The organism is uncultured Nostoc sp., from assembly GCF_964245575.1.
GTDB lineage: Bacteria > Cyanobacteriota > Cyanobacteriia > Cyanobacteriales > Nostocaceae > Nostoc.
The window spans coordinates 1-18,771 of the sequence record NZ_CAXTNP010000159.1 but is presented as its reverse complement, the minus strand read 5'-3'; the positions used below and the strand labels follow the sequence as shown (position 1 = coordinate 18,771).

General features: G+C 41.7%; 20 protein-coding genes and 1 pseudogene. 11 read left to right on the top strand and 10 right to left on the bottom strand.

Going from position 1 to position 18,771, the window contains the following annotated elements; genetic code table 11:
- Positions 1-1,256: calcium-binding protein (locus ACFFAP_RS23180; RefSeq protein ID WP_375513430.1), on the bottom strand; the 1,256-nt coding region annotated here is incomplete at its 3' end.
- A 646-nt stretch (positions 1,257-1,902) separates the two neighbouring features.
- Between ACFFAP_RS23180 and purH the strand changes: the two genes are divergently transcribed.
- A complete protein-coding gene (gene purH, locus ACFFAP_RS23175) occupies positions 1,903-3,423 on the top strand; it encodes a bifunctional phosphoribosylaminoimidazolecarboxamide formyltransferase/IMP cyclohydrolase (RefSeq protein ID WP_375513429.1) in 1,521 nt (506 codons plus the stop codon).
- Positions 3,424-3,874: 451 nt separating this feature from the next.
- On the opposite strand, the gene arfB is transcribed toward purH, so the two are convergent.
- Complete coding sequence (gene arfB, locus ACFFAP_RS23170) at positions 3,875-4,291, bottom strand: alternative ribosome rescue aminoacyl-tRNA hydrolase ArfB (protein ID WP_375513428.1); 417 nt, start codon at positions 4,289-4,291, stop codon at positions 3,875-3,877.
- A 47-nt stretch (positions 4,292-4,338) separates the two neighbouring features.
- A complete protein-coding gene (locus ACFFAP_RS23165) occupies positions 4,339-4,593 on the bottom strand; it encodes an RNA-binding S4 domain-containing protein (RefSeq protein ID WP_375513427.1) in 255 nt (84 codons plus the stop codon).
- Positions 4,594-4,960: 367 nt separating this feature from the next.
- Here ACFFAP_RS23165 and dpdE point away from each other — a divergent pair, with 367 nt between their 5' ends.
- From dpdE to ACFFAP_RS23135, 6 genes and pseudogenes are all read left to right on the top strand, one after another.
- On the top strand, positions 4,961-8,269 hold the full coding sequence (gene dpdE / locus ACFFAP_RS23160) for a protein DpdE (protein WP_375513426.1): 3,309 nt from the start codon (positions 4,961-4,963) through the stop codon (positions 8,267-8,269).
- A 225-nt stretch (positions 8,270-8,494) separates the two neighbouring features.
- Positions 8,495-9,058, top strand: a complete 564-nt coding sequence (locus ACFFAP_RS23155) for a Panacea domain-containing protein (RefSeq protein WP_375513425.1) — start codon at positions 8,495-8,497, stop codon at positions 9,056-9,058.
- A gap of 121 nt (positions 9,059-9,179) precedes the next feature.
- Entirely contained in the window at positions 9,180-9,536 is a 357-nt protein-coding gene (locus ACFFAP_RS23150) for a hypothetical protein (RefSeq protein WP_375513424.1), read from the top strand.
- A gap of 146 nt (positions 9,537-9,682) precedes the next feature.
- Complete coding sequence (locus ACFFAP_RS23145; RefSeq protein WP_375513423.1) at positions 9,683-10,774, top strand: DUF4350 domain-containing protein; 1,092 nt, start codon at positions 9,683-9,685, stop codon at positions 10,772-10,774.
- A gap of 53 nt (positions 10,775-10,827) precedes the next feature.
- Complete coding sequence (locus ACFFAP_RS23140; RefSeq protein WP_375513422.1) at positions 10,828-11,778, top strand: AAA family ATPase; 951 nt, start codon at positions 10,828-10,830, stop codon at positions 11,776-11,778.
- Positions 11,779-11,989: 211 nt separating this feature from the next.
- Positions 11,990-12,472 (top strand): annotated as a pseudogene (locus ACFFAP_RS23135) (DUF4351 domain-containing protein); the annotation flags it as partial.
- A gap of 184 nt (positions 12,473-12,656) precedes the next feature.
- On the opposite strand, the gene ACFFAP_RS23130 reads toward ACFFAP_RS23135, so the two are convergent.
- The 4 genes from ACFFAP_RS23130 to ACFFAP_RS23115 form a co-directional block, all read right to left on the bottom strand.
- Entirely contained in the window at positions 12,657-13,004 is a 348-nt protein-coding gene (locus ACFFAP_RS23130; protein WP_375513421.1) for a tetratricopeptide repeat protein, read from the bottom strand.
- Entirely contained in the window at positions 12,952-13,206 is a 255-nt protein-coding gene (locus ACFFAP_RS23125; protein WP_375513420.1) for a COP23 domain-containing protein, read from the bottom strand. Before ACFFAP_RS23125 ends, ACFFAP_RS23130 begins: the two co-directional genes overlap by 53 nt.
- 127 nt (positions 13,207-13,333) lie before the next feature.
- Positions 13,334-13,891: a serine protease gene (locus ACFFAP_RS23120; RefSeq protein ID WP_375513419.1), complete on the bottom strand. Its 558-nt coding sequence runs from the start codon at positions 13,889-13,891 to the stop codon at positions 13,334-13,336.
- Entirely contained in the window at positions 13,848-14,129 is a 282-nt protein-coding gene (locus ACFFAP_RS23115; protein ID WP_375513418.1) for a hypothetical protein, read from the bottom strand. Before ACFFAP_RS23115 ends, ACFFAP_RS23120 begins: the two co-directional genes overlap by 44 nt.
- A gap of 320 nt (positions 14,130-14,449) precedes the next feature.
- Here ACFFAP_RS23115 and ACFFAP_RS23110 point away from each other — a divergent pair, with 320 nt between their 5' ends.
- Both ACFFAP_RS23110 and ACFFAP_RS23105 read left to right on the top strand, forming a co-directional pair.
- The gene (locus tag ACFFAP_RS23110) at positions 14,450-14,929 is read left to right on the top strand and encodes a YbjN domain-containing protein (protein WP_375513417.1); all 480 of its coding nucleotides are present in this window, start codon (positions 14,450-14,452) and stop codon (positions 14,927-14,929) included.
- Positions 14,930-15,084: 155 nt separating this feature from the next.
- Positions 15,085-15,810, top strand: a complete 726-nt coding sequence (locus tag ACFFAP_RS23105; protein WP_375513416.1) for a biotin/lipoate A/B protein ligase family protein — start codon at positions 15,085-15,087, stop codon at positions 15,808-15,810.
- Between the two features lie 195 nt (positions 15,811-16,005).
- Here ACFFAP_RS23105 and ACFFAP_RS23100 read toward each other — a convergent pair whose 3' ends face one another.
- Positions 16,006-16,632, bottom strand: coding sequence for an HD family hydrolase (locus tag ACFFAP_RS23100; protein ID WP_375513415.1), 627 nt, complete (start codon positions 16,630-16,632; stop codon positions 16,006-16,008).
- 387 nt (positions 16,633-17,019) lie between these two features.
- Between ACFFAP_RS23100 and ACFFAP_RS23095 the strand changes: the two genes are divergently transcribed.
- Together ACFFAP_RS23095 and ACFFAP_RS23090 are read left to right on the top strand one after the other, a co-directional pair.
- Positions 17,020-17,211 carry a hypothetical protein gene (locus tag ACFFAP_RS23095; protein WP_375513414.1) on the top strand — a complete coding sequence of 64 codons (192 nt, stop codon included), beginning with the start codon at positions 17,020-17,022 and terminating at the stop codon, positions 17,209-17,211.
- A 136-nt stretch (positions 17,212-17,347) separates the two neighbouring features.
- Positions 17,348-17,524, top strand: a complete 177-nt coding sequence (locus ACFFAP_RS23090) for a hypothetical protein (RefSeq protein ID WP_375513413.1) — start codon at positions 17,348-17,350, stop codon at positions 17,522-17,524.
- Between the two features lie 61 nt (positions 17,525-17,585).
- On the opposite strand, the gene ACFFAP_RS23085 is transcribed toward ACFFAP_RS23090, so the two are convergent.
- Both ACFFAP_RS23085 and ACFFAP_RS23080 read right to left on the bottom strand, forming a co-directional pair.
- Positions 17,586-18,038, bottom strand: coding sequence for a GNAT family N-acetyltransferase (locus ACFFAP_RS23085; protein WP_375513412.1), 453 nt, complete (start codon positions 18,036-18,038; stop codon positions 17,586-17,588).
- 87 nt (positions 18,039-18,125) lie between these two features.
- Complete coding sequence (locus ACFFAP_RS23080; protein WP_375513411.1) at positions 18,126-18,680, bottom strand: pyridoxamine 5'-phosphate oxidase family protein; 555 nt, start codon at positions 18,678-18,680, stop codon at positions 18,126-18,128.
- Between the last annotated feature and the right edge of the window lie 91 nt (positions 18,681-18,771).

The following is an 18,771-nucleotide window of genomic DNA, read 5'->3' as shown; positions in this document are numbered from 1 at the left end:
TCGATATTTTTGTAGCTAACCTGGTTCGTGCCTAGCCTAATTGAGCCAATGTTAGTAGTAGTATTAAAAGTCGAAGTGATTCCCTCGGTAATGTTAGTATACTCCGAAGGGTAACTAGTGTCATAGGACAGTAAATCGTCACCTTTACCTCCATCTATCGTATCATTCCCACTGTAATTCTTGAAGAACGTATCGTTGCCGTCATTACCATTCAGCAGGTTATTGGCTTTTGAAAAATTAACAATCAAGTAATCGTCACCAGCGCCACCGTTGAGAGTGTTGTTACCAGAGGTGTAATAGACATCTTCGTGGTAGTGAGTTATGTAGCCTGAGGCAGAGAGATAATCGTTGCCATCATCCCCAGAGAGTAGCTGATCGCCTCCTAAAGTATCAATATCTGAATAACCAACACTCAAGATATCGTCACCAGTACCACCAAGAAGGGTGTCATTTTCCCTACCACCAAGAAGGACGTCAAAGCCGGCACCACCCGACAACAGGTCATCTCCTTTATCACCGTTGAGTGAATCATCCCCTTCACCACCGTTGAGGGAGTCATCTCCTTCACCACCGTTGAGAGTATCATTGCCTGTGCCACCAATGAGAGTATCATTGCCCGTACCACCGCGCAGCAGGTCGTTACCACTCAAGCCATCGATTTTGTCATTACCCGCCTGACCATTCACGACATCATTTGAGTTGTCTAAACCTGTAATGTTGTTGGATAGGTCATTGAGGAATGTCACTGTGTTCTTGTTGAACAGGTTAGTTTGAGTGGAGTTGGCATCAAACACATCAAAACTGTCGGTAATGCTGGTTTCTCCATTAAACAGGATATTGCCAATAGCAGGTTGTGAAGAAATTGCTGGCAGATTATCCAGGTTTTCTAATTTGAAGTTTTGAAGGATGACTTTTGAATAAGCGTCCCCTTCAAAGGTGATTTCCAGATTGCTGCCATTCTGAGTAAGCAGCAGATTTTGGGGAGTAAAATAATAGCCGAATTGGATGGTATCCACTTCAGCAATAACTGCTGCTGAGGGAGTTATGCCCTTACCTACGCCACCGAAATCAGTAATAGTATCGGTGTTGCTAATATAGCTGGAATAGTTGTAGACAAATTTATCCTTGCCACCACCACCAGTCAGACTATCGTTGTCCTGAGAAACTAAGGTTCTATTGTGATTACCATCAATCGTATCTGCGCTGTTAGTGCCGACTAGAGTATCATTCCCGCTGATTCCAATGATATTTGCCATAACTTTTTCCTACCTGAATCGATTTTTTGAGTAAATTAAGTTCTCAAGTCGCAGTGCTGTTTTATAGCACAAAAATTTGCCAAATATTGACGTTTCGACGTTCTTTCATGTCAACCTTGAGGGTTACGAATTTTTATTTGAATGTTCCCCCTTTGATTGGCTTTTACGTAGCACTTATCTAACTATCTGGTACTACCTAAGTCTTACACACTATACAAATTAATCAGCGTCGTTGTGGGTTATTGCTTGTGGATGTTTAACTTGAAAATAGAAAATATCTAAATAACCCGATAATAACTAGATATCGAATATTTACTTAGATGTCTATATAGAAATAAAAATCTTTGCATACTCTTCATATTATTTGCTGATAAATTTATAGATTAAGAGCCTATCCGAAAACCAAAACGGGTTTAAAAGTAATCCAAACAAGCGAAATGTAACATCGCTAAGTAGTTATCCACCTTCTTCTCCTTGTTAGCCCAAACTTTTCAATGTCAAAGGAGTTACGGAGAAACTGTACATGTCCTTTCGTTACCACGCCACTACTGAATTTCAGAATGATTCTGAAAGGTCTTGAAGTAAACTAAGGCTTATGCAAAACTTGAGATCCTTTGCTTCTAGCCTACTTTTAAGGAATTGATCAATGGCGCGTCTAGCCCTGCTGAGTGTATCTAACAAAACTGGTTTAATTGACCTAGCCCGTAGCTTGGTTGAAGAATTCGACTTTGATTTAATCAGCAGTGGGGGAACAGCCCAAGCACTCAAAGATGCGGGACTCCCTGTTACGAAGGTTGCAGATTATACAGGTTCACCAGAAATTTTAGGTGGTCGAGTAAAAACCCTACATCCCCGAATTCATGGCGGAATTTTGGCGCGGCGAGATGTTCTCCAAGATATTACAGATTTAGAAAATAACCAAATTCGCCCGATTGATTTAGTGGTGGTGAATCTATATCCTTTTGAGGAAACGATCGCTAAACCAGGGGTAACATTATCCCAAGCTGTTGAACAGATTGATATCGGTGGGCCAGCAATGCTACGCGCTTCATCGAAAAACTTCGCCCATCTGGCTGTATTATGCGATCCGGCACAGTATGACGAGTATTTAGAAGAATTACGGCAAAATAATGGGGAAGCTTCCCTAGAGTTTCGGCAAAAGGCGGCTTTAAAAGGATTTTTACATACTGCTAACTATGATCAAGCGATTGCATCTTACCTCGCCCAAGCACAGCAGTACACCCTTAGTGGCACACAATTACAATCTCTGCGTTACGGCGAGAATCCCCATCAACCCGCCACCTGGTATCAAACTGGTATTACCCCAACAGGATGGACATCTGCGACAAAACTGCAAGGCAAAGAACTTAGTTACAATAACTTAGTTGATTTAGAAGCCGTACGCCGAATTATTGCTGAGTTCACTGATACTCCAGCTGCAACGATAATTAAACATACAAATCCCTGTGGTACGGCATTGGGAAGCAGTATTTCAGAAGCTTACCAAAAGGCTTTCAATGCTGATTCTACTTCTGCCTTTGGTGGTATTGTCGCACTCAACCGCCCGATTGATGCAGCTACGGCTAGCGAGTTAATTAAAACATTTTTGGAATGTGTGGTTGCACCAAGTTGTGATGCAGAAGCTCAAGAAATCCTTGCCAAAAAATCTAACGTGCGGGTTTTGACTCTAACTGATTTGAGCAGTGGCCCTAAGGATACAGTGAAAGCGATCGCAGGTGGTTTCCTTGTCCAAGCTAGTGATGACGTGATTGCTGATACCAGTCAATGGCAAGTAGTAACTGAACGTCAACCCACACCCGACGAATTAGCCGAATTGCTATTTGCGTGGAAAGTTTGCAAACACGTTAAATCGAATGCCATTGTTGTAACTAGCGATCGCACTACACTAGGAGTAGGTGCTGGTCAAATGAACCGCGTCGGCTCAGTTAAAATTGCCCTAGAACAAGCTGGAGAAAAATCCATTGGTGCAACTCTCGCCAGCGATGGATTCTTCCCCTTCGATGATTCTGTGAAAACAGCCGCAGCAGCAGGAATTACAGCCATTGTCCAACCAGGGGGAAGTGTACGCGATAAAGATTCTATCATTGCTGCTAACGAACTGGGTTTGGTGATGGTCTTAACTGGTGTACGTCACTTTTTACACTAAATTATTGATCGTTAGGTGTGCAGTTTGGAAAGTGTCACACAATTTGCTTTCTTTTTGATTGAATTAATGATATCTTTTAGTCGTGTGTGAGGAGCAAGTTAAAAGTAAAAAGTGCCTGGGGTGGAAACACGGCAACACTCCCAAGCGCTTTTTAATTTGTCATAAATTGGATTGCTTATGCAATTTTAGAAATGTCACTCAATATACTTGCCATTTGATTGAAGTAGTGATATAGTTTTTTGGTGTGAGGAGCAAGTTGAGAATAAAAAATGCCTGGGGTGGAAACACGGCAACACTCCCAGGCATTTTTTATTTTGTATACAAAAATTGGATTCCTTGCAATATCGATATCGATTACAAAAATTTTGGCAATAAATAAATTTCAAACAAGCTCTTAGTTCTCTGGTAAGATTTTGCAACCAAATGAGAGGGCCAAAATCTAATTTATAAATCAATAATCTGTCACTTCTCCTCTGTTAGACTTAACCTGTTTGCGCTTAGTTTTGTAATCAAGGCGCTTTCTTTGAGAACTGCGAGTTGGTTTGGTGGGTTTGCGTTTTATCGTCACTACAACTGCGCTCTGAATGAGTTCTTGAAGTCGTTTCAAAGCTGATTCCCGATTGTTCTCTTGACTTCGGTGTTCCTGCGCTTTGATTACAACAACTCCGTCCTGAGTGATGCGTCGATCATTCAGCTTTAAAAGCTGTTCTTTATAATAATCGGGTAATGATGAAGCCGCAATATTGAAGCGCAAGTGAATCGCCGTGGAAACCTTATTCACATTTTGGCCTCCTGCTCCTTGCGAACGAATCGCACTAATTTCAATCTCACTCTGTGGGATAATAACTTTGTTGGAAATTTGCAGCATTACTCACAAGGGAAAAGAGGAACTTTTCAATTTAGGATAAAAATCTTTTACTCGGTTTCTTCGGGAGAATCTATTACTACGTCTTGGTCTTCATTGTTGTCCAAATTCACCTCTAAAGTCTTTCCTTCTATTGTCACTTTATCACCTGGTACTAGTCGCCGCCCTCGTCGGGTTTCTAGCATACCGTTGACTTGAACATCGCCACCTTGAATCATCAGCTTGGCTTGTCCTCCACTTGGCACTATACCCATCAACTTTAAATATTGATTTAACTTAATTGTGTTGTCTCTAATTTTCTTCATACTAAATAAAACTACATCATCTTAATTGTATCGTGACGCGATCAAGGCAAAGCGTGAATCTATTGCGCCACCTAATCAGCTAAGTACAATATTTCATTAATTCGTAGCTAATTAATTTGGTAATACCTTGCAATACCAATGCGTCCCGATGCATTTAAAAACTAGTACATCACAACGCACATCAACCTTTGGGCTGATTTTACTAGTTGGCGATGGTGGAGCGTAGATGTAGCCCGTCGTAGACATCGCTATAACAAAAAGCTGTGATGGCGGTTTATTATCTATAATGTTGATCGACAAAACTGCCAGATATAGGTGAACAAACTAGTCTGGAAGGTTATTTTAGTATGTTCAGGGGACTGGATCTATGATTAAGCTCGGTTTATTGGTACAGTCCCAGAATAACTATTTGGGTATAGGAAAAGTTACCGAAATATCTGATACCAATGCAAACGTTGAGTATTTCTGCTCAATAGGGCAACGTCTGCAAAAAACTTTACCTTTAAATTCGCTCTCTCAGGTCAGGCTTGAACCCCAGGCTCGATGCTATATCAAGTCCCAAACGCAGGATAAATGGATAGTTGGCAGAGTTTTCATCTGGGATGAAGATACAGAAATGTATCAAATTGATTTACCAGATAAGAAAACTGCGATCGCTACTGAAGAAGACATTTACGTTCGTTGTAATCTACCAAACACAGACCCCATCGAAACTCTAGCGATGAAGGGTCACGAAACGCCCTACTTCCACGACAAAAGATTGGCTTTTGTCAAATCCTTGATTAAGCAACGCGCTGTCAGTCGTGGGATGACAGGACTGATTTCAGCAAATATTAATCTTTATCCTCATCAAGTTGAAGTTGTGCGGCGGGTACTGGAAGACCCCATTCAACGCTACTTGCTAGCAGACGAGGTGGGACTAGGAAAAACCATCGAAGCGGGTGCGATTCTGCGTCAATTCCTTCTCGATGAACCGAAAAAAGGTGCGGTGGTGATAGTTCCGCAATATTTACTCAAACAATGGCGGACTGAGTTAGAAAACAAGTTTTACATTTCCCATTTTCCTAAACGGGTAGCGGTGCTGGCGGTTGAAGATATCCATAAAATCAACCTGAAAGCGAAGATAGGCTGCTTAATTTTAGATGAAGCCCATCACATCGCAGCAATGGCAACCTCTAAGGATGCAGCAGTGCGCCAGCGTTTTCAGACTTGCAAAGAACTTGCTCATAAAAGCGATCGCTTACTTTTATTATCTGCCACTCCTGTTCTCAATCATGAGCAAGATTTTCTGGCAATGTTGCACTTGCTCGACCCGACAACCTATAAACTTGGTGATGTAGCAGGTTTCCGTGCCAAAGTTGAAAGCCGTCAGCAAATTGGTAAACTTCTACTTTCTTTTAAAGAAGGTGCGGAACCTCTTGTCCTCAAAAGCAACTTGCAGCAACTACGAAACCTCTTTGCTGAGGATGAGTATTTACTAAAGCTGGCGGATGATTTAGAAAATTTACAAGCAAATTCTACCGAGCAAGAGCAAATCGTCCAAGCGATTCGCGTCCATGTCAGCGATATCTATCGACTACACCGCCGAATGCTTCGCAACCGTCGCGCTGCGGTGGAAGATGTGATATTTGACCGCAATTTTACGCCGAAAGAAGAGTATGATTTAGACGAGCGATCGCTTGATATCCACGAACTGCTCAATCAATGGCGTAGTGTTGCTCCAGGTGAAAAGCAATATCAGCGAATTTTTCTGTTGTTGTTCCTAGCTTCTGGTACTTGGTTAGGCATTTTAGAGCAGATAATTACCGCCCGGTTAACTGGTAAGCCTCATGCTAAACTCATCCAGGAGTTTAAAGAAGATGATATTCGCCTATTAACTACAACCCCTAAATTTTCAGGCGAAGATGAGATTTTGCAATCCTTGCTAAAAATTATTCGTCAACCTCAAGAGGACGGACAACGGACGGAAAATTTGAAAACAGTGCTACTGAATCAGCTAGGTACATACTTCAAAATTCCCGCAAACGTTCGGAAGAATCAAAAGGAATTCATCACCAGGATACAGCAGAGAATTCAAAGACCAATTACTGGCGATATTCTGCCCAAATTTATTGTATTTACCAGTTTTGTGCAAACTTGTGGCGAAATCGTCCGGTATTTATCTGATACCTTTGGTGTAGAGACAGTAGCCAGCCATCAATTTGGAGAATCACCCGACAAGGTTGAAGAAGGCTTAAATAGGTTCAAGAATAACCCAAACTGCTTTATTCTAGTATGCGATCGCTCTGGAGAAGAAGGACGTAACCTCCAGTTTGCCGATTGGTTAATTCATTTTGACCTTCCTTGGTCGCCTAATCAATTAGAACAGAGAATTGGCAGACTTGACCGCATTGGCAGCAAAATTGGCATCCAATCTAGTGCCTTAATTGGCCCCTACTTGGAAGACAGCCCTCACAATGCTTGGTATAAAGTATTAAAAGATGGGTTTGGTATATTTCAACAATCAATTGCCAGTCTCCAGTTTTATGTAGATGAAAAACTTGCAGAATTAGAAACAGTTTTGTTTGAATCAAGTAGTGCTGGATTGTTAGAGATGATTCCGCCAATTCAAGAGCAAATTGAAGTTGAAATAGCCAAAATTAGCGAACAAAATGCTCTAGATGAAATTGACGCTAACGATGAAATTGCCACCGAGTATTTTCAAGACCTAGATAATTATGATGCTTGTCATCTAGAAATTAAACGAGCAATTGAAGGCTGGATTTGTGAGGCGCTGGGATTCAGAGGACTTAATAATCCAGATTCATCAGAGATGCGACGTTATCAACCGACAACGCGGACATTGGTTCCCATAAATGACTTAAAAAACCGTTTTGCTGAGAGTTCCCTAGACCAATTTGGTACTTATAATCGCAGGGTAGCAAACCAAAATGCTGGTATTAAACTCTTTCGAGTTGGGGAAGGATTTATTGAAGCACTCTGGAACTATATAAATTGGGATGACCGAGGTGAAGCCTTTGCGATGTGGCGCACTGATGCATCTTGGGACTCTAAAGAAGGGAAGGAGTGGTTCGGTTTCCAATGCAATTATGTAGTCGAGGCAAATTTAAAAATTGCCAAACAAGTTTTACTAGATAACAAACTAGATAATTCTCAATTCAAAAACTTGCAGCGACGTGTTGATGCTCTATTTCCGCCAATTATAGAAACTATCTATGTTGATGGTCGCAAGCAGCCAATACGCGTTGTTGAAGATAAAGCACTCTTAAGTATTCTGCAACGTCCATATAAAGATAAAAACAACAATCAAGGACGAGATTACAATCTAGCAAAAGAGCGCTTAGGAATTATTGACGATTTTGTTGACCCTAGTAAATGGCAAAATTTTTGCTATCAAGTGCGTAACACTTCTTCGGAATTACTCTCTAATCGTCCCGATTTTATTGACTTATGCCAAAGTTGTGCTAAAGTCGCCGAAAAGAAATTAGCCAATAGAGTAGAACAATTACGGCTGCGTCTGAACCAGCAAAGTTGGGATAATACATTAGCTGAAGAATTGAAGATAGAAACTGCTTTAAATGCAGCCATTCTAGAGGGAATTCGCCAGCCCCAGATTAGGCTTGATTCTGTCGGTTTTATTATTGTATCGGGGCGATCGCTTGTGCAATTTGAGTGATATTATCTGCGGTTAAATAGCCATAATATCCCCGTTAAACTCGCCTGAAAAGAGGGATTAGGTAGGTTTTTATTATCGTTGTCGTTTTCATGTTCAGCATGGAAATGACAACGAGTTTAACCTTTTCTGTTATCGAGAATGATAATTTTCTCTGCCCTTGGCAATGTGTCAGCGATCACCAGGGTTTACAATATAATTGTACTAGTGTGAAGCAGTCGCTTCAGAATGCTTATGCTAATCCAGTTTCGGTTTCATCCTGAGAAAGCCGTTGAAGCCGCAGCAGTACTCTTAAAGCTACACGGTAAGCCTATGAAGTATTTAAGCTTACTTAAGATGCTTTACATAGCTGACCGTATTGCATTGAAACGCATGGAACAACCGATTACTGGCGATCGTTATGTGTCGATGGATTACGGCCCTGTCCTGAGCGGCGTTTATGATCTAATCAAGGGGAAGCCCGTTGATGATGCCTTACCTCTCTGGTCTAAGTTCATTTCTCCTCGTAATGAAAATCATGTTTCCTTGTTGCGTGATCCGGGAGATGAAGACCTTTGTGAAGAGGAAGAGGAAATCATTCAGCAGGTTTATCAAACTTTTGGGCATCTTGACCCAATTGAAGTTGCTGAGTGGACTCATGATCTTCCAGAGTGGAAAAACCCTCATGGCTCTGCCATTCCGATTTCGGTAGAGGATATTCTCAAAAATGTGGGCAAGAGTGACGAGGAAATCGGGGAAATTCAGCAAGAAGCCATTCGAGAAGCATATCTAGATGGGGTTTTGAATGGCTAGCATCACCATTACAGCTATTTTCAGGTAAATAGACCACGCAGTAGGGGCACAGCAATGCTGTGCCCCTACGATAGATGTGGTTCAAATACTTGAATTCTGCTGTAATTTGGGAGATGCATTTGTGCTGGATACGCCTCCCAACAGTGAACACCTCTACATCGCAATTGCACAAACTTCTGAAAGCAACTATCTGTTCGTCAATGTCACTACCCGCAGACCTAATTCTGAAACTTCCTGTGTTCTCCTACCAGGTTCAGGTATACCAAGCTTTATAGTCCATGAGTCGGTGATAGCTTATCAGTTTGCTCGTGAGATGGATGCTACTCAACTAGCTCTTTTGATTACCATTGGTAGCCCTATTCCGAAAGGGACTTGTTTGATGGCTGTTATTACACAGATTCAGCAAGGTGGTTTAGTCTCCAAGCGGTTGAAGAATAGGTATAAAACTGCTCTGAAAGCTTTTTTGGGAATACTGTAAGATGTCATAGATTGCAGTCACATATAGAGAGCGTGTAGTGCTGGAGAACTGAGATAAAATTAATTATATTTTTGACTTTTCCGGAAAAATAAGTAAGTATTAACACTTGTGATACTGAAACGAAGTAGTTATAGTAAAAGTCAAAAATGAAACGTTCAAATCGCCTTGCTTGGATGGGAGCGATCGCACTAGCTGCGATCGTTTTACTGAGTTTGTTTGCGGCTCCCAATAATACTAAAATTAGCACTGGCTCTACTTATAATCGCGCCTCTGATGGTTATGGTGCTTGGTATGCTTTTATGCAACAACAGGGTATTTCTATCAAGCGCTGGCAAAAGCCTTTTAGTGATATTCAGCCAGAAAAAAGCCCAGTTACATATCTACAGGTAAGCAGCGATCTAAGAGAGACAACACTGGATAGTCAAAAGCGTGAATGGGTAGAAAAAGGAAATACTTTGGTAATTTTGGGTGCGGGGGCGCGGGTTACAGAAGCACAGTTTAGCACTATGCAAAAATCTCACCTTGGTAATATCAAAATTGATACGCGTAGACGATATAAAAAAGCTAACTCCAAGCAAGTTAATTTAGGCGATCGCTTTGGTGCTGTTGTCTGGGAAGAAAATTACAAACAAGGAAAGGTAATTTTTTCTACCACTCCTTATTTAGCCGCCAACGCCTACCAAGATTATTTAAGTAATTTCAAGTATTTAGCCAATTTAGTTACTGAAAAAGGTAACACAGTATTTGTCGATGAATACATCCACGGCTATAAAGATGCCGATGTCAGAAAGAAAGAAAGCGAAGGAGATTTATCTAGCTTTTTTGCTAAAACTCCTGTATTTCTAATATTGGTGCAAGTCAGTATCCTGCTATTAATATTAATTTGGGCGCAGAATCGCCGCTTTGGCAAGCCAGTAGCTTTAGATACACCAGTTATAGATAACAGTGAGGCATACATCCAAGCTTTAGCGGGAGTCTTGCAGAAAGCTGATACCACCGACTTTGTTGTAGAGATGGTGGGTAAACAAGAACAACTACAACTCCAAAAAGCCTTGGGATTAGGGCAAGTATCTTTAGAACGTGAAGCCTTGATCAACTTATGGATAGAAAAAACAGGCGCAAGTGCAGCAGAACTAGATGCAGTTTTAAAGCTACAATCTCGCAAACAACCCATCAGTGAACGAGAACTGTTAAGCTGGTTGGGGAAATGGCGAAACATTAGATTAATTCGTAATTAATTTTTGGAATTATGCATAATATTTCTGCGTTAGTTATTTATCAATAAAAAAATATGAGCGAAACTCATCCTATCTTAATTCGCCTTGGTCAAGGTCTTAATCAAGTAATTGTCGGACAATCTAGCCTCATACAACAACTTTTAGTAGCACTGCTAGCGAGTGGACACGTAATTTTGGAAGGTGTACCGGGAACTGGTAAAACCCTCCTAGTAAAAGTGTTGGCGCAGTTAATCCAAGGGGATTTTCGCCGGATTCAACTAACACCAGATGTTTTACCTTCAGATATTACTGGTACAAATATTTTTGACTTGAATAGCCGCAATTTCACTTTAAAAAAAGGGCCAATATTTACCGAAGTGCTGCTAGCAGACGAAATCAACCGCACTCCTCCCAAGACACAAGCGGCGCTGCTGGAAGCGATGGAAGAGATGCAGGTAACGCTAGATGGTGAAAGTTTACCCTTACCAGATTTATTTTGGGTGATTGCAACCCAAAATCCTTTGGAATTTGAGGGGACTTATCCCTTACCAGAGGCGCAGTTGGATAGATTTTTATTTAAGCTGGTGGTAGATTACCCCGATCAAGCTGCTGAAAAGCAAATGTTACTGAATCGTCAGGCGGGTTTTGCAGCACGGCGTTTGGATATTAGCCGTTTGAAACCAATTGCAACAGTAGCCGACATTTTGCAAGCACGACAAGCAGTCAAAGAGGTTAAAGTATCAGAAGCGATCGTTGATTATTTGTTGGCGTTGGTGAGAATATCGCGTCAATATCCTGATTTAACTTTGGGCGCATCGCCTCGCGCTGCTGGTGCTTGGTTGCAGACATCTCAAGCATTAGCATGGTTGGCTGGAAGAGATTTTGTAACGCCAGATGATGTTAAAGCAATTGCATCGCCCCTGCTACGTCATCGCCTCATTTTGAAACCAGAAGCGATGTTGGATGGTTTACAAATGGATGCGGTAATTGCATCGGTAGTTAATCAAGTACCAGTTCCAAGGTGAAAAAATTCTTGTCAGGCTATACAAGTAGAGTTAAATCGGCGGTTATAAACCGCGTCTATACAGGCAAAACTCGCCTTAAAAACCTTAATTTTCTCTTACCTGTTTGTGTAGCCGCAAATTTTATTCGCTGGGGCTTAAGTTCCAGGGCAACCCGCCATACGTTGCATGAGATAATGCGATCGCGTTTGGTTACATCGAAATAACAGAAGTAATAAATCAATTAAACTGGCGCGATTTTTTACAGCAAGAAAACCCCGTTGCCAGTGCGCTGATGGCTAAAATGAACATAGCACCCTCAGAACGTCCCAGAGTTAAGGCTGAATGCTTGCGTTTGTTAGCGACTTTACGACTCGATCCAGCCCGAATGAAAATGATTGGTGGGTTTGTTGACACTTATCTCAAATTAAATGCAGCAGAAGAAGAGATTTTTCAAACTGAGATTGCTAAATTTGAAGTAGCCAAACAAGAGGTAGTTATGGAAATTGTTACTAGTTGGCAATTAAAAGGAATACAAAAGGGAAAACTAGAAATAATTATGCGTCTGCTAAATCGGAAATTTAGTGCGGTTACACCTGAATTAGAAGAACAGATTCGCCAATTATCGACTACACAATTAGAAGATTTAGCAGAAGCTTTGTTAGATTTTAGCAATGCAAGTGATTTGGTAGCTTGGTTAAATGGGCTGGAGGAGTAAAAATTAATATATATTATTCATAATTTTTGTAGAGACTTGAGGAACATCGCATCTCTACATTTTTTGTTACAGCCGATCGCACAATTAAAGAGAATATTACCCTGCGATCGCACAATCAAGTAATCGCACGCTCTAAACCTTCAGGCGATCGCACCACCTCCCCATCTGTCCATCGCCCACCACTCTACTGCTGATATTTTCTAATCAACTCTAAAGCTTGTTGATACAATTCTGTATTTCTTTGTTGCCGAAAGAGTTCAGCTGCTTTTTGCAACTCTACAATCGCACCTTGCTTGTCTCCTAAATTGAAGTGGGCATTACCTCGGTTGTAGTAGGCATTGGCATAGTTAGGATTAATCTTGAGAACAGCGTTGTAATCAGCGATCGCTCCTTGGTTGTCTCCTAAATTAGAGCGGACTATTCCTCGGTTGTAGTAGGCTTTGGCATGGTTAGGATTAATCTTGAGAGCAGCGTTGTAATCAATTAGAACCCCGCTTGAGGGTAAATAATATAGTTTTGCTTGTGCAAACATCGTTTGTACTAACAGCAGCGCAGACTACCGGATAACCATTGACCTTCCCAGAGATAATAGTTTTGAGGTTACCACTGTCATAGTTTTGTTGAAATCTGTACGACACTTGCTTACAGCGTTCTAAAGGCGTCAACTTAGAAGAGAAAAATTTTTCTTCACCCCAGTGTATTATTGGTATTTGTTTGCCATCTCCTCTACGCACAAATTTTGCAGGCTTAAAAAATTTGCGAATTTGGACTTTAAAGGGGGATAAAGCCTACATAATTGTCTACACTGCTGCCATAGATGATTATGATAAATTTGTCCCAACTACAGAAAAAATGATTCAATCATTTCAAATTGATTAATTTATCTATTGGTACAGCCCAACTAAGGCGATTAATCTGCTCATGTAACCCCTTATCTGCTTCGGAACCATCAACAAAGATAGAGGGAGCATCCCACAAAGGATTTGCTTGCATTCCATTTACACCCACCACCTCACCCCGACAATTTAGTAATGGGCCACCACTCATCCCCTTTTGGATATCATTGCTATAACCAATTTGATAGCCACCCTCTAAAGCTTTGGGTAGTAACAGTGAAACTTTACCAGTAGTGAAGGAAAACTGGTGTTTTTCTTCGTCATTTTGTGAATAAAAACCACTAGCAAAAACTTCATCGCCTACAATTAGTTTAGAAGCAATAGATGCTACTGTGTAATTTTTTTGAGGGCTGCGAAACTGCAATATTGCCAAATCATTCTTGCCAAATTTTGTATTTTTAGGCAAACTGGCTGTATATGTCTGACCATCAGGGGTTTGAATCCGATAGGGAGCATCATCTGCTCTGAGTACATGAGCATTAGTTAAAACTGTATAGATTGAGTCTTGTTTTCGCAAAATCATCCCAGAACCCTAAGAATTCTTTTGACATCACTTTTACAGTCATAGCTTGAGCGAGTAAGCGTAACTTTTCTGTTGATGTTTGCGGTTGCGATAGTCCCAATCTTAAAGTCTGTGATAAAGGCAGTTTGCAACTAGCGATCGCACATCTACCACGAGCGCTAAAATATAATACCGATGCATATATCGCCAATGATAAACAACCAACACAGGTAACTAATTTCAATCTGCCCTTACTCATCCCACCTGCAAGCTAATATCCACAGTTTTGCTCTCATCACTAAATCTTATTGCCAGAATCAATAAATCTGCAAACTAAATTTACAGTATTTCGCAATCATACCCAGAAATATACAGCTATTTTCAGGGAAATAGACCACTCTGTAAGGGCAGGGCAATCCTGTGGCCTACCATTTTGGTATTTTTTAATTGGAAGTCCCTTATGCAGCCCCCAACTCTGGGCATTTGGAAAGTAGACCAAAAGGAAGCTCAAACTAACTGCGTCTACAAGTTATAAAGTATGTGTAGATAAAACAGCAAGTATGTTGAGAAAAAATCTGTATGACAAACTACCAAGAAACCCCAACTAGTAACGAATCCATTAATGAGCTAATCGCCGAGACGACAAGCATCAACCATTTAGAGGTAATTGAAAATGTCATCGACTCTTTGGAACAAGATGACAGTGCGATGGTTAAGCGCACTCCAGAGGATGGCTATCTCTGGAAGTTTAAGTATGGAAGTGTGGAAGTATTTGTCCAACTCAACGGGACAACCGATGAAGACACCATCACGGTTTGGTCTACGGTGCTAAATTTACCTGCCAAAGATGAACCTAAGTTGATGCGGTATCTTTTAGAGTTAAACTGCTCTAGTACTTTTGAAGCGCGTTTCGGTATTATTGAAAACCGGGTGGTTGTGATATCAACACGCACCTTAGCTGAGTTATCTCCTGGCGAAGTGTCTCGACTCATTACCATTGTGGCAACGATCGCTGATAATAACGATGAAACTTTACAATCTGAATTTGGTGCAACTTAAGGAATTTTGGATTTTGCGTTCGCGTAGCGTGTCAAAGACAAAAGTTGTAAGGAGGATTTCCCTCCGTAGCAAACTTTTCAAGACGGATTTTAAGTCGCACCAAAGGTGCGCTTTCAGCGCAACTTGGATTTTAAATTGGGCAACTGCTGCATCAGATGCATAGCAATCAGGTTTGGCGACTAATTCCTTTGCTAGAGGCAGACGGCAATGTGCAGATGGCGATTGACCGATGGTTGCTAAAACAGCACTATTCGGGGAAGCATCCGCCAACCCTGCGCTTTTATAGCTGGTCGCCACCTGCCATTTCTCTTGGCTATCATCAACGCCAATACCCTGAACATTGGCAACATTTAACTTGGCAAGGGCAAAAACTGGATTTAGTGCAGCGTCCTACTGGTGGACGGGCCGTGCTACACCAAGGTGATTTAACTTACGCTGTAGTCACATCTGGACTTACGGGTAGTCGCCTCCAGGTGTACGAAAAAATTTGTGAGTTTTTGATTCAAGGGTGGCGATCGCTCGGCGTAGAATTACATTACGGTACGGCTGGGCGAAGTTACATCCACAACCCTAACTGTTTTGGTACTGCTACCAGTGCAGATTTAGTTTTGCCAGATGGTGCCAAACTCATTGGTAGCGCTCAATTGCGACGTGGTGGGATAATTTTGCAACATGGTTCCATCCGTTTGCAACCCGATGCTGAACTGTTTACTCAAGTATTTGGTGCAGAATCTTTTAGGACTGTACAACTGCCTCAAAGTCTCAGTGTAGAAAAGATTATTGCAGCTTTAGTTGCCGCAGCTAGTAATTGTTTTGATATACATATAGAGTTGAAACCCCTGTCGCAATCTGAGTGGGAAGCAATTTTGGCAGCAACGTAGGGTGTGTTAGCGACAGCGTAACGCACCGAATCAAATTAGTGACCGAAAAAGACTCATGATATAGAGCAAGTAAATTCATTTATGGTTACTGAGCGTAGCCGAAGTATGGGGATTAAAAATTATTGAATGCGTGAATGCGTGAATGCGTGACTTCCGCGAACGCGAATTTATCTCCAACAGTTGGGGCTGACTCCTCTATGAATAATCGCCTGCCACAGGAGTGAATGCAGGACTCTCCTTTATATACCCTGCTGTCACACAATCATCAATCAATTGCAGGACAAACGGCCACAGTTCCGGCGCACCTGTTTCTACTGGCGCTACCCGTTTCATTACCTGATCGCGCCTAATGCCATGAATGCGCCAAGTCCCGCCCTGAGTTTGTTGATTGTGAAGCAAAGGCTGTATACGGTCTAGGGCTGCGGCAAACTTGGCGGTGGGTGTTTCCCCTGCTTCAAACTCATTCCAAAGTAAACGCAACTTGCTACCTTGATCTGCTGGTAAAAGTCCAAATAGACGCAATGCTGCTTGTGCTTCTCTTGCTGTTTTACTGTCATTACCCTGCACATCGTAGCAGAAGGTATCACCTGCATCAATTTCTACCAAATCGTGAATTAGCAGCATTTTGATGGCATGGAATATATCAACACCCTGCGGGGCATATTCTGCTAATACACTTGCCATAACCGCTAAATGCCAAGAATGTTCAGCACTATTTTCCCGGCGTGACCCATCAGTGAGTAGGGTTTGGCGCATCACCTGTTTCAATTGGTCAATCTCGATGATGAACTGAATTTGTTGAGTCAGCCGATTAATTTGCACCTAGATTTCTAATTGTGGGTGGGGTTGACTGGATTTTGGACTTTAGGTGATTATCTCAATAATTCTGGCGAATCTGCAAGGACTTTTTTCTGCATACCAATTAAAAAGCGCCTGGGAGTGTTGCCGTGTTTCCACCCCAAACGCTTTTTATTTTTAACTTGCTCCTCACACAAATAAATAGTATCACTGCTTCAATCAAAAGGCGAGTATATTGAGTGACACTTTCAAAACTGCACCGCCAATTTAATTTCTGATACCATTTCACGCAATTCCTTCCAATACGGTTCGGATAAGATCCCCCCCGCCTGCGGCGACCTCCGATAAATTGGGGGTAAATAGTAGACTAATTCTCTCTAATGATATTGACAAACCTCTTGCCCTTGTGAAATGAAACAGCCCTGCCTTAAAAAGGGGGAAGAATCAAAGTCCCTCAATTTATCGGGGAGCCAGTGCGGTCTTCTCACATTGGGAGACGATGCCAGCCAACTCTTGGAGACGCTGCGCGAACGGCATGGCAACGCTATGAGCGAGGTACGAGCGTCTGGGGGTTTCCCCCATGAGCAACTAGCGTGGATTTAGGAGGATCTAGAACGTTTTGATACCTACAATCGAACTTTTAAAACATTCTCTAAGACTAATTCCTTCTATGGACTGTGGTCAAGGTCATGACTTAGTTGGTTAGCTTGAGAGTAGCAACTATTAAAGGTGAAAAAAGATGAATAAGACATTACTAACGATTTTGATGCTTGCACTGTTACTCTTATTCATCATCTCTCCCTTTGCTGCCCTTGCTAGTTTAATGCTGATAGTGTTAGTTTCGGCGTTTTTCTCTTTACTAGGAAACTTGTTCAAAGTAATAATTGGCGCTGACACCGATCCTAAAGGGTCTTAAGCGGTGCGTAAAGCTTAACGTCATAACGCACCCTACAAGCTACAAGCGAGGAACTTTGAGCTTAAAAATCAATTTTCATTGTGAAAGAGACGCCACCAACTCGGTTGATTGTCTCACTGTCAGCAATAACTTCCCAGCCAAATCGTTTATATAAACCTACGGCTGGATTTGTCGCTCTGGTACTAAGTGATATCGATGGATAAGATGTTTTAGCTGCTGCTAACAAATGTGCGAGTAACTGCGTTCCTATGCCTTTATTTCTATGTTCAGGAAGAATGGCAATAGCTAGTTCAGGAGTTTGCTCGTCAACATAGCCATATCCCTTATTTTCACCTGTTAATAGACGCAGCCATGCCGCTCCTACTGGTTGATTACTACTTTCTAGAATAGCGATAAAGCCGCTATCATCTTTACGTCCCAAATCTTTAACATATTTTGCCAAATCAGGATTATTCATTGCATCCTGCACTGTCAAATTACCTTCTTCTACTATATGTGCTGCTTCGTACAGCATTTCCCAAAGGAAAGGCTCATCTTGCTATGTAAGTGGACGAATAGAATAATCCATAACTCATGCCCCAAAGTCCGCTTTTGTCTTTCTTTAGGGTAATTTACTCAGTGGTGTGGCTAAACCGTCAATGCTGACGAGATTTTTCTGCTGTTGATATTCTTGAACTCCCTCTTCGCCTTTTTTACTAGCCCAGTTTACTAAAGTCTGGCGCTGACCTCGATATTCATATAGTGGTACACCAAAACCACAGGAAGTCTGTATTTTTTCAATGTCGGCGACGATAATTTGACGAGTTCCAGGAATCGGCACAAACAAAGAGTACAGGGAGTCCCAATCTGGAGAACTCGGTAAAATCGTCTTTCCTTGACCGTAAAGACGGAGAATACGCGCAGGTTCCTCAAAGGCGCAAAACATGAAGGTTATCCGGCCATTTTCTTGCAAATGCGCTGATGTTTCGTTACCACTGCCTGTAAGGTCTACATAACCTACTTGGTTGGGAGAAAAAACGCGAAAGCAGCCTAAACCTTTAGGAGAGAGGTTAACATGACCCGTAGGACTCAAGGGTGCAGAGCCAACAAAGAAAAGGTGTTGAGCTGCAATAAAGCCTTGCTGTTCCTCTGTAATACAGTCAAAAACTTTAGCCATATGTCTGATATCTATTTACAAATTTTCCATCTTCTGAGCCTATGCCTTAGCTAAAAATCTAGCAAGGGTTAATTGTCGATGTCTGAGGGAG